A 14795-nucleotide genomic window follows, 5' to 3' on the forward strand; every position below is an offset into this window, starting at 1 on the left:
ATCTTTCTAGTCAGGGATAAAACAGTTCCATGCGGTAACCCGCAATGGGTTGGGGCAAGGGCTGCACGGCCAAAGGCAGGCTGCCGCTCCATTCGGCCCGGGGGCCCAGCTCGGCGGGCATCCCCAGCTCGACAGGCAGGAAAATCCTGCGCACCAGGGGCTGGTCGCTGGCATCGGTCAGCGTCAGCTCCAGCGCCGGGGTGGCGACGATGCTGCTGGACTGGTTGCGCACGCTCAGGCCCAGACGGTACTGGCCCGGCTGCGCCTCCTGGTTGAAGGCCGAGCCGGACACCACCACCATGGCGATGTTGTGCGGCGCGGCAATCGAACATCCGGCCACCTGGCACAGGCTGACCAGCAAGGGCCGCAGCGCCGGAACTTGCGCCGCCAGGGGGTTGCGCTGGTAGAGCAAGAACTGCAACCCCAGCAGCACAGGCAGCAGCACAAGCAAAGTCCAGGCCACAAACCGCAGCCAGGGCCGGTTCCAGCGGGCCCGGCGCTGGGCCTGGCGCACAAAGCTGGGGGGCGGCACATCGTCCTGTCCCGCAGCATCGAACGGGGGATCGGCCAGATCGAGCCGAACGTCGGCGTCCGCCGCACCGTCCGGGTCTGCCGCCAGGGCGGCGGGCGCCATTTCCTCGGGGGTCAAGGTGACGGTGAAATCGTCCGCCACCGCAGGCAGGGACGGTTCTCCCTCCAAACCATCCGCAGCCCATGCTTGCGCTGCTGGCGGGGATGGCTCCAGCGCCGGTTCAACCTTCGGGGGGGAAGATGACAGCCGTTCCGGGAAAAATTCTGGCTCTGGCTCTGGCTCTGGCTCTGGCTCTGGCTCTGGCTCTGGCTCTGGCTCTGGCTCTGGCTCTGGCTGGGATTCGGGCACCCGAACCGGCTCCGGTTTTAGTTCCAGTTCCGGGACAAACTCGGGTTCGGGTTCGGGTTCGGGTTCGGACACAAACTCCGGCTCCGGCTCCGGCTCCGGCTCCGGCTCCGGCGCAGGTTCAGGCTGCGGCTGATCGGCCATTGGCGGCACCACAGGGGCTAGTGGCGCCGTCGGGGGTTCCACTGGCGGCACTTCCTGCAACGCAGCGGCGGCATCGAACACTTCCTGGCAACGCCCGCAGCGCACCCAGCCATCGGAGATGCGCAGTTGGTCGGGCACGACCCGGAACCGGGTTCCGCAGGAGGGGCAGCAGGTGATCAAGCTCATGGCCCGGCGATTGTAGAAGCTGCCGCAGGCATCCTCAGTATCCCCGTCACACCCGCGCAGAGATCGTCAACACGCTCTTACGGGCGCTGTGCGGTCATCAGCACCCAGCCGTCTTCGCTGTCGGCCACCTGCAGGGGCAGGTAGGGGGCGTAGGCGTCGATGAGTTCCTCGGTCTGGCGCTCCAGAATGCCGGCCAGCACCAGGTGACCGCCCGCCTGGACATGGCTGCACAGCAGCGGGGCCAGCACTTTCAGCGGCGTGGCCAGGATGTTGGCCAGCACGGTCTGGTACTGGCCGCTGGCCTGGTCGGGCAGCCCGGCGTGCAGCTGCACGTGGTTGGCCTGGGCGTTGAGCTGGCAGGAGGTGACGGCATCGGGGTCGATGTCCACCGCGTCGATGGCCTGCGCCCCGAACTTGGCCGCGCCGATGGCCAGGATGCCCGAGCCGCAGCCGTAGTCCAGCACGCGGCCCAGGCTGCCCGCGCTCTGGCGGGCAATCCAGCGCAGGCACATGCGCGTGGTGGGATGGGTGCCGGTGCCGAAGGCCAGGCCGGGGTCCAGGCGGATGCTGACCTTCGCGGCCTCGGGCAGTTCGTGCCAGGTGGGCACGATCCAGAATTCGGGCGTGATGTCCACCGGCTGGAATTGCGCCTGCGTCAGCCGCACCCAGTCCTGCTGTTGCAGGGGCTGGATGCCCAGCACTTCGCAGCCGGCGAAGAAATCCTGCAGGGCCAGCAGCCGCGCGGCTTCGTCGGCACCGGCGCGTTCCTGGAACAGGGCGGTGATGCGGCTGCGGTTCCAGCCGTCCTTGGGGGCGGGCATCCCGGGTTCGCCGAACAGGGCCTGCTCGGCGTCGGTGTGTGCGTCCATGTCCTCGACCGAGACGCTCAGGGCATCGAGCGCGTCCAGCGCGTCGCTTACGTCTTCCACCTGTTCTTGGGGGCACATCAGGATCAGCTCAAACATGGCCGGGGCTTTCTATAACGTTAATAGCTATCACCGCTTGCCATTCAATGGTTTCAGAATCATTCAACCCTGAAATCCAATGATAGCAAGCGGTGATAGCTATGTTTTCTGGTGTTTTTGTCGGAATGGGAACGGCATCAGCGCTTGCGCTGCTCCAGCCAATGCTCCAGGTAGTGGATGTTGGTGCCGCCTTCGGCAAAGCCGGCATCGACCATCAGCTCCTGGTGCAGGGGCACGTTGGTCTTGATGCCTTCGATCACCACTTCGGACAGCGCCGTGCGCATCCGCGCCATGGCCTGTTCGCGCGTATCGCCGTAGACGATGAGCTTGCCGATCATCGAGTCGTAGTTGGGCGGCACGAAGTAGTTGTTGTAGACGTGCGAGTCCACGCGCACGCCGGGGCCGCCGGGCATGTGCCACATCGTCACCCGCCCGGGCGAGGGGATGAACTTGAACGGGTCTTCGGCGTTGATGCGGCACTCGATGGCGTGGCCGCGCATCTGCGCGTTGATCTGGCGCTGGGTGAAGGGCAGCTTCTCGTCGGCGGCGACCATGATCTGCGTTTTCACGATGTCCACGCCGGTGATCAGCTCGGTCACGGGGTGCTCGACCTGCACGCGGGTGTTCATCTCGATGAAGTAGAACTCGCCGTTCTCGTACAGGAACTCGAAGGTGCCTGCACCGCGATAGCCGATTTTCTTGCAGGCCGTGACGCAGCGCTCGCCCACCTTCTCGATCAGGCGGCGCGGAATGCCGGGGGCCGGGGCTTCCTCGATCACCTTCTGGTGGCGCCGCTGCATGGAGCAATCGCGCTCGCCCAGGTAGACGGCGTTCTTGTGCTTGTCGGCCAGAATCTGGATTTCGATGTGGCGCGGGTTCTGCAGGAATTTCTCCATGTAGACCGCCGGGTTGCCGAAGGCCACCTGCGCCTCGGCCTTGGTCATCTGCACGGCATTGACCAGGGCCGCTTCGGTATGCACCACGCGCATCCCGCGCCCGCCGCCGCCGCCAGCGGCCTTGACGATGACCGGGTAGCCGATGGACTTGGCAATGCGGCGAATGTGCGCCGGGTCGTCCGGCAGCTCGCCCTCCGAGCCGGGCACGCAGGGCACGCCCGCCTTGATCATGGCCTGCTTGGCCGACACCTTGTCGCCCATGATGCGGATGGATTCGGCGGTGGGGCCGATGAACTGGAAGCCGCTTTGCTCGACACGCTCGGCAAAGTCGGCGTTCTCGGCCAGGAAGCCGTAGCCGGGATGGATGGCTTCGGAGTCCGTCACCTCGGCCGCCGAGATCAGCGCCGGCATGTTCAGGTAGGACAGCGGCGAGGGCGCGGGGCCGATACACACGGCCTCGTCGGCCAGCTTGACGTATTTGGCATCGCGGTCGGCTTCGGAATACACCATGACCGCCTTGATGCCCATTTCGCGGCACGCACGCTGGATGCGCAAGGCAATCTCACCGCGGTTGGCCACCAGGATTTTTTTAAACATGAAAGAAGGCTCCTCGTTGTTTCGCGCCCGCAGCGGGGCGAGTTCGTCCTGCACGACGCTGACGCCATCGACGATGATTTCCGTGCTGGCGCCCACGACAGTGAACGGTGACGATTACTCGATCACGAACAGCGGTTGGCCGTATTCGACCGCCTGGCCGTTTTCCGCCAGCACGCGGGTGACGGTGCCGGACTTGTCGGCCTCGATCTCGTTGAGAATCTTCATGGCCTCGATGATGCACAGCACGTCGCCTTCCTTGACCTGGGCGCCGATCTCGATGAACGGCTTGGCGCCGGGGCTGGAAGCGCGGTAGAAGGTGCCCACCATGGGCGACTTGACCTGGTGGCCGGTGGCGGCGGCCGCCGGGGCCGGCAGTTCCGCCACGGGGGCGGCAGCAGCGGGCGCAGCCGCCGGTGCGGGGGCCGCAGCCACGGGAGCGGCAGCGACGAACTGCTGCACGACGCCAGCGCTTTTGACGATGCGGACTTTGCCCTCGGCCTCGGTGATTTCCAGCTCCGAGACATTGGACTCGGACACCAGGTCGATGAGGGTTTTGAGTTTACGCAGATCCATGAAAGCTCCAACAGCTAAAGACTGAACAAGGGCGCGAATGTACCTTAATTTAGGCCTTTTGCGTTCTTCGGTAGCTATTTTCAATCAACGTCATTGTGGAATTTTTCTATGACGGTGCGTTGTTGCAGACCTTTGTCGCTATCTGCTGCTAAACGGCAGCGGCCCAGCGCTGCAGGATTTCTTCGGAGAAGGCACCGATTCTACGCTGCCTAAGCTGCCCGGCCCCATCGAACAGCAGGGAAAACGGCAGCCCCCCATTGCTGTTGCCCAGGGTGCGGGTCACGGCCACGCCGCCGGTTTCGGCGATCACCACCGGGTAGGCCAGCGGCTGGCGCTGCAACCAGCGGGTAACGCTGGCGGCCCTGTCCGCCGCGATACCCAGCACGCGCACGCCCTGGCGGCCCGCCTGGCCTTGCGCCTGGGCAAAGCGGTCGAGCAGCGGCAGCTCCTCCACGCACGGCGGGCACCAGGTGGCCCAGAAGTTCACCAGCAGCGGCTGGCCCCCCCGGTACTGGCGCAAAGCGACCATTTCCCCGGTGGCGGTGGGCCATTGCTGCGCCCAGAAGGCATCCAGGGCGGCGTCCAGCTCGGCCCTGGGGCGCAGGTATTGCCATGCCCCGATGCCCGCGCCGGCCGTCACGGCGACGCCGCCAGCGGCCAGCAGCCAGTGGCGGCGCGAGGTCGATGGGTTGGTTTTTTCTACGGTCATGGTTCCTCCGGTTCGGCCAGCAAGGTTTGCAAGGCGTGCATGTCCCCCCGGGGGCTGCGGCCCTGGCTGTCGGGCTTCAAGGCGCCGCGCAGCTCGTCAAAATCATGGATTAGCAGGTGCACGCCCACCATCTCGCCCAGCGGCTGGCACAGGCTGTGGATGCTCAGGGCATCGACCAACGCCCCCTTGAAACCGGGCACCTGACTGACGTCAAAGCGCACCTGGCGGTCGATCAGGGCAATTTCTGCCGATTTGGGGTCATCACAGAACAATTGCAGGTAAATATCCGACAACCGCGTGGCCGTACCGCGCCAGACGGCGCCGGTCAGGTGCGGGCGAAAGTCCTGCAACCGCTGCATCCACACCAGCGCCAGCTCGCGCAGCGCCCGCAGCTCCTGCGGCTGGGTGTCGGCGCAGAACAGCGCCAGGTAGTCGCGCACCACGTCTTCAAGCAAAGCGTTGTCCGGCAAGGCCGTGCGCACGGGCAGGCCCAGCTGCTTGACGGCGCGGCGCTTGGCCGCGCCCCACTCCAGCCCTTCTTCGACGATCAGGCGGGCGGCAGTCTCGGCAATTTCCAGGCTGCAATCCTGGTGTCTGGCAGTACGCATAACGGCCAAGGGTATCAGAACGTATTCACTGCCTCGGCGTAAACCCGTAATGGAGGCAGTCAGGATCGTGCGTGCTTGCGCCGCCACGCCCAGGGCGGCGTCGGCCTGGCGGTTTGCCACAGACCGGCACGGCGGGCGCGGGCCTCCTGCTCGGCCCACCGATAAGCGGCGGCATCGGCAGCGCTTTGCTCCTTGGCATAGGCGCGGTACCACCAGGCCAGCCCCCGGGTGAGCTGGGCGTGCCCGGCATCCAGCGTCAGGGGGCACCTGGCGGCACGGCAGCCGGGGTCGGCCACCATGACCTTGCCCAGCCAGCGCCCGTAGCGGTCGCGCTGCTGAAGGATCACCTTGACCTGCTGGCCGAACACCAGATCGGACAGCGATTGCTTGGACTTGCGGCCAAAAGCCTGGCGCAGCTCGGGCGCATCGACGCCTTGCAGGCGGATTTTGTGGCGCTTTTTGCGGGCATCCAGCACCGTGACGGTATCGCCATCGGCCACGCCGACGACCTTGCCGTGCAAGGTGCCCGCCGCCTGCACGGCACACGCGGCCAGCAGCAGCCAGATGGCCAACCCCAGGCGCATGCGCCTATCGCTCAACAACTTCTGCAAACTTTCCCGACTTTCTTTTTTAATACGCCCTTAATACACCCGCCCGCCCTTGAGCATGGCGTGCTGGCGCCGCTGCAAACCGGCCTGGCTGGCCAGCTTGTCCAGCATGGGTGCGGCATGGGCATGGGTGATGGCCAGGCCCAGCGCGTCGGCGGCGTCCGGGCCGGGCAGGCCGGGCAGGCGCAGCATGTGCTGCACCATGGCCTGGATTTGCGCCTTGGCGGCGCGGCCATTGCCGGTCATGGCCTTCTTCATCTGCAAGGCGGTGTATTCGGCCACGGCCAGATCGTGCGCCACCAGCGCCGTCAGGGCCGCGCCGCGTGCCTGCCCGAGCAGCAGGGTGGACTGCGGATTGACGTTGACGAACACGATCTCCACCGCCGCCACGCTGGGCTGGTAGCACTGCACGACTTCGCCCAGGCTTTGAAAAATAATTTTCAGCCGCCCCGGCAAATCCCCCAGCTCGATCCCCGGAGTGCGCGTGGTGCGGATGGTGCCGCTGGCCACGTACTGCAACTGCCGCCCCTGGCAGTCGATGATGCCAAAGCCGGTGGTCTGCAAGCCGGGGTCGATGCCAAGGATTCTCATAAAAGTGAGCTGGTTGCGCTGATGAATAAACAGTTTCAATAATAAAACCATCTGAAAACAAGATAATCCATGCGGAAACAGCTATTGTTTTCGATAGTTCACGGAATCGCCGTGGCCGCCATGCGCCGGGCAATCGCCTGCGCCCGCTGGTGCAGGTAGGGCGATTGCAGGTGGTTCTGGAAATAGCGCGGGCGCGGCAGCATGACCGCCAGACGGGCCGCCTCCAGCGTGGTGAGCTGGCTGGCCGGTTTCCTGAAGTAATGCTGCGCCGCCGCCTGGGCGCCGAAAATGCCCTGACCCCATTCGGCATGGTTCAGGTACAGCTCCAGGATACGGCGTTTGTCCAGCAATTGCTCCAGCAGAAACGTCAGCACCAGCTCCTGGCCCTTGCGCAGCAGGCTGCGCTCGCCCGAGAGCAGCAGATTCTTCGCCAGCTGCTGGGTAATGGTGGAGCCACCGTAGACCTTGGCCGGTCGGCTGCCCGGCTGGGCTTTGGCCTGCGCCTGCTGGTTGCGCTGCCAGGCTTTCTCGATCGCCTGCCAGCGCACGCCGTCATGTTCAGTGAACAAGTCGTCTTCTGCCGTCAAAACGGCTTTTTTCAGCGCCGGGGTGATCTGCGCGTAATCCACCCACTGCTGGCGCCAGGGCGTTGCCGCGCCCGACTGCCAGTGCTGCCAGAGCTGGCTGCGCTCGAACGCCGTCGATTGCGGCGCCCACCACGCCATCAGCGCGATGCGCAGCACGAAAAACAGTTGCAGCAACACCCCCGCCGCAATCACGGCCAGCAGCCAGCGCTCCAGGCCGGCAGTAAAAACTTTCAGCGCGGTCATGCCCCTTGCGCCAGTTGTGCCCGCAGCTCGGCCAGCACCTGGGCGGCGGGCGGCTGCACGCCGCGCCACAGGGCAAAAGCGGCTGCAGCCTGCTCGACCAGCATGCCCAGGCCGTCGCGGGCCACGGCGCCATGCTGCTGTGCCCAGGCCAGAAAGCCCTGTGCCGCCGGGCCGTACATCATGTCGTAGGCCAAAGCGCCGGGGCGCAGCGCCTGCGCGGCAATGGGCACGCCGCCGCCTTGCAGGCTGGCCGCCGTGGCGTTGATGACCACGGAAAAATCGCCCGCCAGCGCGGCCTGCTCCTGCACCGCCAGCGTCACCCCGGCGGCGCGGGCCAGCACCTGGTGGCGCAGCGCCAGGGCATCGACCTTGGCGCGGGTGCGGTTGCAAAGGGTGATGCTGCGCGGCCGCTGCTCGATCAGCGGCCCCAGCACGCCCGCTGCCGCGCCGCCCGCACCGACCAGCAGCACGTCGGCCCCGGCCAGCGCCACGCCGGCATTGCGCGTGATGTCGGCCACCAGGCCCAGGCCGTCGGTGTTGTCGGCGTGCATCTGCCCATCGGCCCCGATCACCAGGGTATTGGCCGCCCCGGCCAGTTCGACGCGCTGGCTGCGCGTTTGGGCGCAGGCCGCCGCCTCGTGCTTGAACGGCACGGTGACGTTGGCGCCCCGGCCACCTTCGGCAATAAAGTCACGCAAACTGTCGGCAAAACCCTCCAACGGGGCCAGACGCGCCTGGTAATCCAGGTTCTGCCCGGTCAGTTCGGCAAAACGCCGGTGAATCCAGGGCGAGCGGCTGTGGGCAATGGGGTGGCCGAAAACGCAGTAAAGATCGCAAGAGGTCATGGTGCTATCCAGGCTGTGGGGGGACGCCGATACAGGATGGGTTCATGGAGCCAATCCCCCGCAACGGCTGCCAACTGGTTCCAACAGGCACTAACGCACATTGGTTTGCAGCGTTTGTTCGCGGGTGAAGCTGAAGCGGGCCACCACGGCGATCTGGTCGGCCTGCGCTCGCATGGCAGGGCTGAACGGGCCGAAGGGGCCGGCGGCATAGGCAATGGCCTGGGCGCGGCGATCCAGGTCCGCATTGCCCGAGCTTTGCACGACTTCCGTCTCCAGCACGCGGCCATCGTAGTTGATGGTCAGCACCATGATGAGGTCGCCGTAGAGCTTGCGGCCCTGCGCCTCGGGGAAGTTTTCCGTGCCCTTGTCCTCGACCTTGTGGCGCAGGGCGTCGTAGTAGACGGCATAGGCGGCCTCCTGCGTGGCCGGGCTGATGTAGCGCTTTTTCGGGCGGGCGTTTTCTTCGTTGATGCGCTTTTCCAGCTCGGCCAGCTGCTTGAGCAGCTGCTTGCGCCTTTGCTCCTGCTGCTCGCGGGCCTGTTGCTGCGCCGCTTCGCGCGGGTCGTATTCCGGCAGGCTGTCCAGGCGCTTGCGCAACTGCGTCAGCAGCGTGGCCTGCTGCTGTTGCAGGGCATCGAGCTGGCGCTGGCGCTCTTCGAAATCGTCGCCGATGCTGGTCAGCGCCGAATACGGCAGCGGGCTGGTCGCCCGCCCCTGGGCCACGTCGCCGCCCCCGGCCAGATTCGCCTGGGCGATGGCCTGGGCTTTTTCCGGGCGCTCCTGGCTCTGGGCATTGACCAGGATGACCTCCAGCGGCGTGTCCTGGAACACCCGGTTGAACTGCTGCGGCGCAACGAACCGCACCGTCAGCAGCACGGCATGGACGGCCAGCGAGACGATCAGCGCAATGGCCAGGGGAGAGGCGGTTTTTTTCACGGGGTGGAATTATCGGCGCTCTGCGCCTCGTTCATGTCCACGGCGATGGCGATGGGGCCGGCGGTGACTTCCTCGCCCTCGCTCCCGTCCTCGTCGTCCAGCGGCGCATCGTCGCCGGGGTCGTGCGGGTCGTCCAGGCGGGCGGTGACGGTGCCGTGGATGTCCAGGCTGATCAGATCGACCTGCCCCAGCCTGACACGCACCCGCGCCCCCCGGCCCATGCCCTGGGCGCCCAGCACGTTGACCACCAGCGGCAAGGTGTCGGCCCGCACCAGGGCGCCGCCTGCGGCATCGTCGCGGATCAGGGCGCCGTCGATCTCGGTGATCTGGTTCTGCTCCAGGTATTTCAGCGTCCAGAAGCGCTCCATCCCGGCCTGGTAGCCGTTGTAGGCGCCATAGGTGGCCTCGAAGCTGCTGATGATGGAGAACAGATCGGCATCCTTGGGCTTGAACGGCGCAGCCAGCGCCGCCGTGGCGCCGTGGCGGGCGCAGGCAATCACCTGCCACTGGTTCACCAGATCGACGTAGCGGCGCAGCGGCGAGGTGGCCCAGGTGTAGCACTTGACGCCCATGCCCGCGTGCGGCAGCGCCTTGGTGGACATGCGCACCTTCACCCCCGGGGCCATGCTGGCCTGGCTGCGGTAGATGCCGGGCACGCCGTAATCGGCCAGCATCTGGCCCCAGGTGCTGTTGGCGACGATGGCCGCCTCGGCCACGATCAAGTCCAGCGGGGCGCCGCGCTTGCGCGTGGTGATCTGCACGGTTTCGCTGCCCTCGGGGGCGTTCTTGCCGTTGCCGTCCAGGCGGAAGGTGTAGTCCGGGCGGCTGAAGTTTTCCGGCTTGCCGCGCACCGTTTCGCGCTGGGCCTTGAGGTGCCGGGCCAGTTTATGCAGAAACGATAGCTCCTGCCACACGTCTTTCAAGGATTGCGGGATGTTTTCTAGCTGAATCTGGCTTGTATCCTGCGCAAGATGCTCCTCGGTTACGATGTGATCAAGCTGGTCATGGCGGAAGTTGTGCGCCACGGGCACGCGCTCCAGGCGGGTGGTTTTCTCCAGCACCTCCAGGCTGGCCTCGTCGTAGGTGACGTACAGCGACACCGCCGGGTTGGCGCGGCCCGCATCCAGGGTGTAGATCTGCACCACCTCGTCGGGCAGCATGGTGATCTTGAAGCCGGGCATGTACACCGTCGAAAGGCGCTGGCGGCCCAGCTTGTCCAGCTCGGAACCCGGCGCAATCGCCAGCCCCGGCGCGGCGATGTGGATGCCCACCGTCACCTTGCCGCTGCCCAGCCCGGTCACCGACAAGGCGTCGTCGATTTCGGTGGTCTGCGAATCGTCGATGGAATACGCCTGCACGGCAGCCAGCGGCAAATCCTCGGGCGGCTGGGGCGCCTGCAACGCGGGAAAGCCCGTACCCTTGGGAAAGTTGTCCAGCAAGAAGCGCTGCCAGTGGAACTGGTAGGCCGAGGCAATCGCCCCCGCCTGCTGCAACAGTTGCAGCGGCGCCTGCTGCGCCTGGCGGCTGGCCTCGACCACGGCCTTGTATTCCGGCGCGTTCTTGTCGGGCCGGAACAGAATCTTGTAGAGCTGCTCCTGAATCGGCGCCGGGCAGCGGCCACCGACCAGCTCCCCGACCCAGGCGTCGATCTGCGCCTGGAGCTGCTTTTTCTTCTCGATCGCCGCCAGCGCCTGCTGCACGATCTCTGCCGGGGCCTTCTTGAACCGCCCCTTGCCCGCGCGGCGGAAATAGTGCGGGGCGCCGAACAGCGCCAGCAGCATCGCCGCCTGCTCGATCAGGCTGGCGTTCTCGGAAAAGTAGTCCCGCGCAATCTCGGCAAAGCCGAACTCGGCCTCGGGGGCAAATTCCCAGGCCAGGTCCAGCTCTACCTCGGCAGCCAGAGCCTGCGCCTGGGCCAGCAGCTCGGCAGGGCCGGGTTTGTCGAATTTGAGCAGGATGTTGGCGGCCTTGGCCTTGACCCGCTTGCCCGAGTCCAGCTCGATTTGGGAGGAGGCATCGGCCTCCGACAGGATGCGACCGGCGAAAAATTTGCCGGCGTCTTCAAACAGTGCGTGCATGGGGCCGGATTGTCCCACGGCGCCTGGGTGCAACGGCAAATCCTGCGCGGCAATTCACGCCAGGTCGAGAAACGCCATCAGCACCGGCAGATGCCGGGCAAAGTCGCTGATGGCATGGTCGCCGCCCTCGACGATGTGCTGCTGCGCCTGCGGGTAGCGCTGCACCATGTCGCGCCAGTTCAGCACCTCGTCGCCGGTGCAGAAAATGCCCAGCTCCGGCCCGGCCGGGGGCTGGTCGCGGGTGGACAGGGCACGCAGCTCGTCGATGTATTCGGCGCGGAAGAAGATGGCTTCCTCCGGGTTGTGCCACTGGGGCTGGGTGCCGATGTATTGCGCCAGGGTCTGGTCAGGAAAAACGGCGGGGTTGAGCAAGGCGCTTTTGCAGCGCTTGCGCTGCGCCACATGGCTGGCGTAGTAGCCGCCGAGCGAGGAGCCGACCACCGCCATGCTCGCCCCCGGCCAGTCGGCCACCGCAGCCAGCACCTGCTGCATGGCCTGGGCAGGCGAGGCGGGCAGCTGCGGGCACAGCCAGACCACCCGGGGATGGTGGCGCCGCACATGGTCGGCCACCATGCGGGCCTTGGCCGATTGGGGGGAGGAGCGAAAACCGTGCAGATAGAGCAAATGGGTCGTGGACATAGGACAAAGCGGCAAGTTAGCACCGGATAATGGCGGGTTATGCCCGCTGAATTTGACAAGCCTTCCCTGCTGCAACGCATTGTGCCCATGTTCCTGGGCTTTGACTGGGTGTTGCTGCTGCTGATCGCCCTGCTTGCCGGCCTGGGCCTGCTGGCGATGTATTCCGCCGGCTACGACCATGGCACGCGCTTTGTCGACCATGGGCGCAACATGCTGCTGGCGGGGGGGATTCTGTTCGTGGTGGCGCAGGTTCCGCCGCAGCGCATCATGCTGGCCGCCGTGCCGCTGTACGGGCTGGGCGTGGCGCTGCTGGTGGCGGTGCTGCTGTTCGGCATCACCAAGAAGGGGGCGCAGCGCTGGGTGAACGTCGGGGTGGTGATTCAGCCGTCCGAGCTGCTGAAAATCGCCATGCCGCTGATGCTGGCGTGGTGGTTCCAGCGCCGCGAGGGGCTGACCCGGGCGGGCGACTTCGTCATCGCCTTCGGCCTGCTGGCCGTGCCCACGGCGCTGATTCTCAAGCAGCCCGACCTGGGCACCTCCCTGCTGGTACTGGCCTCGGGGCTGGCGGTGATCTTTTTTGCCGGGCTGTCCTGGAAGCTGGTGCTGCCACCGGTGCTGCTGGGCGCCATCGGCATCGCCCTGCTGATCTGGAATGCCGACCAGCTCTGCACCGACGGCGTGAGCTGGTACTTCCTGCACGACTACCAGCGCACCCGCGTCTGCACCCTGCTCGACCCGATGCGCGACCCGCTGGGCAAGGGCTTTCACATCATCCAGGGGATGATCGCCATCGGCTCGGGCGGCGTGTGGGGCAAGGGCTTCATGGCGGGCACGCAGACCCACCTGGAATTTATCCCCGAGCGCACGACGGACTTCATCTTTGCGGCGTTTTCCGAAGAATTCGGCCTGGCCGGCAACCTGACGCTCATCGCCGGCTTCGTCCTGCTGGTGTGGCGGGCGCTGGCGATTGCGCTGAAGGCCAACACGCTGTTCGGCCGCCTGATGGCAGCGGCGGTGGCGGTGATCTTCTTTACCTACGCCTTCGTGAACATGGGCATGGTCAGCGGCATCCTGCCCGTGGTGGGCGTGCCCCTGCCCTTTGTCAGCTACGGCGGCACGGCCATGGTCACGCTGGGGCTGGCACTGGGCATCCTGATGTCGATTGCCCGCGCCCAGCGTCTGGCACGGCGGGCCGCGCGACGCAGTCTTTAACTAAGAACGTAAACACGTTCTAACTACAATCCATCCCCATGATTGCACGCGAACCCACGATTGAGCGCCTGGCCACGGCCCGGCAGTTGCTGCTGGAACCCTTCGGTCTGGACGAAAGCCACCTGGCGCAGGCGCTGGCCGCCATCCGCGCCCATGCGGTGGACGATGCCGACCTGTACTTCCAATACACCCGCGCCGAAGGCTGGAGCCTGGAGGAAGGCATCGTCAAGACCGGCTCCTTCTCCATCGACCAGGGCGTAGGCGTGCGGGCCGTCAGCGGCGAGAAAACCGCTTTTGCCTATTCGGACGACATCTCCCTGCCCAGCCTGATGGACGCGGCCCACACTGTGCGGGCCATCGGCGCAGCAGGCAAAAGCGCCAAGGTGCGCATCCCCAAAACCAAGGTGGCCCCCAGCCGCAGCCTGTACCCGGCACTCGACCCCATCGCCACCCTGGGCAGCACCGACAAGGTGGAACTGCTGGGCAAGGTCGAAGCCCTGGCCCGCGCCCAGGACCCGCGCATCGTGCAGGTCATGGCCGGGCTGGCCAGCGAATACGACGTGGTGCTGGTGGCCCGCGCCGACGGCACCCTGGCAGCCGACGTGCGCCCGCTGGTGCGCCTGTCCGTCACCGTGATTGCCGAACAGGGCGGGCGGCGCGAGGTCGGCTCGTCCGGCGGCGGCGGGCGTTTTGGCCTGGCCTACTTCGACGACGTGCTGATTGCCGACTACGTGGGCGAAGCCGTGCGCCAGGCGCTGACCAACCTGGACGCCCGCCCCGCCCCGGCGGGCGAGATGACGGTGGTGCTGGGTTCCGGCTGGCCCGGCGTGCTGCTGCACGAGGCCGTGGGCCACGGGCTGGAGGGCGACTTCAACCGCAAAGGCTCCAGCGCCTTCAGTGGCCGCATCGGCCAGCGCGTCGCCGCCAAGGGCGTGACGATTCTGGACGACGGCACCCTGCCCGACCGGCGCGGCTCGCTCAACATCGACGACGAAGGCCACGCCACCCAGGCCAACGTGCTGATCGAGGACGGCATCCTGAAAAACTACATGCAGGACGCGCTCAACGCCCGCCTGATGGGCGTCAAGCCCACCGGCAACGGCCGGCGCGAAAGCTACGCCAGCCTGCCGCTGCCGCGCATGACGAATACCTACATGCTCGGCGGCGACAAGGACCCGCGCGAAATCGTCGCCAGCATCAAGAAAGGGCTGTACGCCACCAACTTCGGCGGCGGGCAGGTGGACATCACCAGCGGCAAGTTCGTCTTCTCGGCCAGCCAGGCGTTCTGGGTGGAAAACGGCAAGATTCAATACCCCGTCAAGGGCGCGACCCTGGTCGGCAACGGCCCGGAGTGCATGAAAAAAGTCAGCCTGATCGGCAACGACATGCGCCTGGACAGCGGCGTAGGCACCTGCGGCAAGGAGGGCCAGAGCGTACCCGTGGGCGTGGGCCAGCCCACCATGCGCATCGACGGGCTGACCGTGGGCGGCACGGCTTGATG

15 protein-coding genes are annotated in these 14795 nt (G+C 66.3%); 2 read left to right on the forward strand and 13 right to left on the reverse strand.

Annotated elements, in window-relative coordinates:
• Positions 1–10: 10 nt before the first annotated feature.
• From ACFO3A_RS11265 to ACFO3A_RS11325, 13 genes are all read right to left on the reverse strand, one after another.
• On the reverse strand, positions 11–1207 hold the full coding sequence (locus tag ACFO3A_RS11265; protein WP_377726385.1) for a zinc-ribbon and DUF3426 domain-containing protein: 1197 nt from the start codon (positions 1205–1207) through the stop codon (positions 11–13).
• A gap of 77 nt (positions 1208–1284) precedes the next feature.
• Positions 1285–2172 (reverse strand): 50S ribosomal protein L11 methyltransferase, encoded by an 888-nt coding sequence (gene prmA / locus ACFO3A_RS11270; protein ID WP_377726387.1) that lies wholly within the window; start codon positions 2170–2172, stop codon positions 1285–1287.
• 137 nt (positions 2173–2309) lie between these two features.
• The gene (gene accC, locus ACFO3A_RS11275) at positions 2310–3665 is read right to left on the reverse strand and encodes an acetyl-CoA carboxylase biotin carboxylase subunit (RefSeq protein ID WP_377726505.1); all 1356 of its coding nucleotides are present in this window, start codon (positions 3663–3665) and stop codon (positions 2310–2312) included.
• Between the two features lie 114 nt (positions 3666–3779).
• Positions 3780–4238 carry an acetyl-CoA carboxylase biotin carboxyl carrier protein gene (accB, locus tag ACFO3A_RS11280; RefSeq protein WP_377726389.1) on the reverse strand — a complete coding sequence of 153 codons (459 nt, stop codon included), beginning with the start codon at positions 4236–4238 and terminating at the stop codon, positions 3780–3782.
• A gap of 148 nt (positions 4239–4386) precedes the next feature.
• Positions 4387–4947: a TlpA family protein disulfide reductase gene (locus ACFO3A_RS11285; RefSeq protein WP_377726391.1), complete on the reverse strand. Its 561-nt coding sequence runs from the start codon at positions 4945–4947 to the stop codon at positions 4387–4389.
• The gene (locus ACFO3A_RS11290) at positions 4944–5555 is read right to left on the reverse strand and encodes a hypothetical protein (protein ID WP_377726393.1); all 612 of its coding nucleotides are present in this window, start codon (positions 5553–5555) and stop codon (positions 4944–4946) included. Before ACFO3A_RS11290 ends, ACFO3A_RS11285 begins: the two co-directional genes overlap by 4 nt.
• Positions 5556–5614: 59 nt before the next feature.
• Entirely contained in the window at positions 5615–6154 is a 540-nt protein-coding gene (locus tag ACFO3A_RS11295) for a thermonuclease family protein (RefSeq protein ID WP_377726394.1), read from the reverse strand.
• Between the two features lie 42 nt (positions 6155–6196).
• The gene (ruvC, locus tag ACFO3A_RS11300; protein ID WP_377726396.1) at positions 6197–6754 is read right to left on the reverse strand and encodes a crossover junction endodeoxyribonuclease RuvC; all 558 of its coding nucleotides are present in this window, start codon (positions 6752–6754) and stop codon (positions 6197–6199) included.
• A gap of 98 nt (positions 6755–6852) precedes the next feature.
• Positions 6853–7584: a monofunctional biosynthetic peptidoglycan transglycosylase gene (gene mtgA, locus ACFO3A_RS11305; RefSeq protein WP_377726398.1), complete on the reverse strand. Its 732-nt coding sequence runs from the start codon at positions 7582–7584 to the stop codon at positions 6853–6855.
• On the reverse strand, positions 7581–8429 hold the full coding sequence (aroE, locus tag ACFO3A_RS11310; RefSeq protein WP_377726400.1) for a shikimate dehydrogenase: 849 nt from the start codon (positions 8427–8429) through the stop codon (positions 7581–7583). Before aroE ends, mtgA begins: the two co-directional genes overlap by 4 nt.
• Positions 8430–8519: 90 nt before the next feature.
• A complete protein-coding gene (locus tag ACFO3A_RS11315; RefSeq protein WP_377726401.1) occupies positions 8520–9365 on the reverse strand; it encodes an energy transducer TonB in 846 nt (281 codons plus the stop codon).
• Positions 9362–11443, reverse strand: a complete 2082-nt coding sequence (locus ACFO3A_RS11320) for a ribonuclease catalytic domain-containing protein (protein WP_377726402.1) — start codon at positions 11441–11443, stop codon at positions 9362–9364. Before ACFO3A_RS11320 ends, ACFO3A_RS11315 begins: the two co-directional genes overlap by 4 nt.
• Before the next feature lie 54 nt (positions 11444–11497).
• Positions 11498–12082 (reverse strand): YqiA/YcfP family alpha/beta fold hydrolase, encoded by a 585-nt coding sequence (locus ACFO3A_RS11325; RefSeq protein ID WP_377726403.1) that lies wholly within the window; start codon positions 12080–12082, stop codon positions 11498–11500.
• Between the two features lie 39 nt (positions 12083–12121).
• On the opposite strand from ACFO3A_RS11325, the gene rodA reads away from it, so the two are divergent.
• Complete coding sequence (gene rodA / locus ACFO3A_RS11330) at positions 12122–13294, forward strand: rod shape-determining protein RodA (RefSeq protein ID WP_377726405.1); 1173 nt, start codon at positions 12122–12124, stop codon at positions 13292–13294.
• 38 nt (positions 13295–13332) lie between these two features.
• Positions 13333–14793, forward strand: coding sequence for a metalloprotease TldD (gene tldD / locus ACFO3A_RS11335; protein ID WP_377726406.1), 1461 nt, complete (start codon positions 13333–13335; stop codon positions 14791–14793).
• The last annotated feature ends 2 nt before the right edge of the window (positions 14794–14795 follow it).

The organism is Comamonas nitrativorans (assembly GCF_042654765.1).
In the GTDB taxonomy this organism is placed as follows: Bacteria; Pseudomonadota; Gammaproteobacteria; order Burkholderiales; family Burkholderiaceae_C; genus Comamonas; species Comamonas nitrativorans.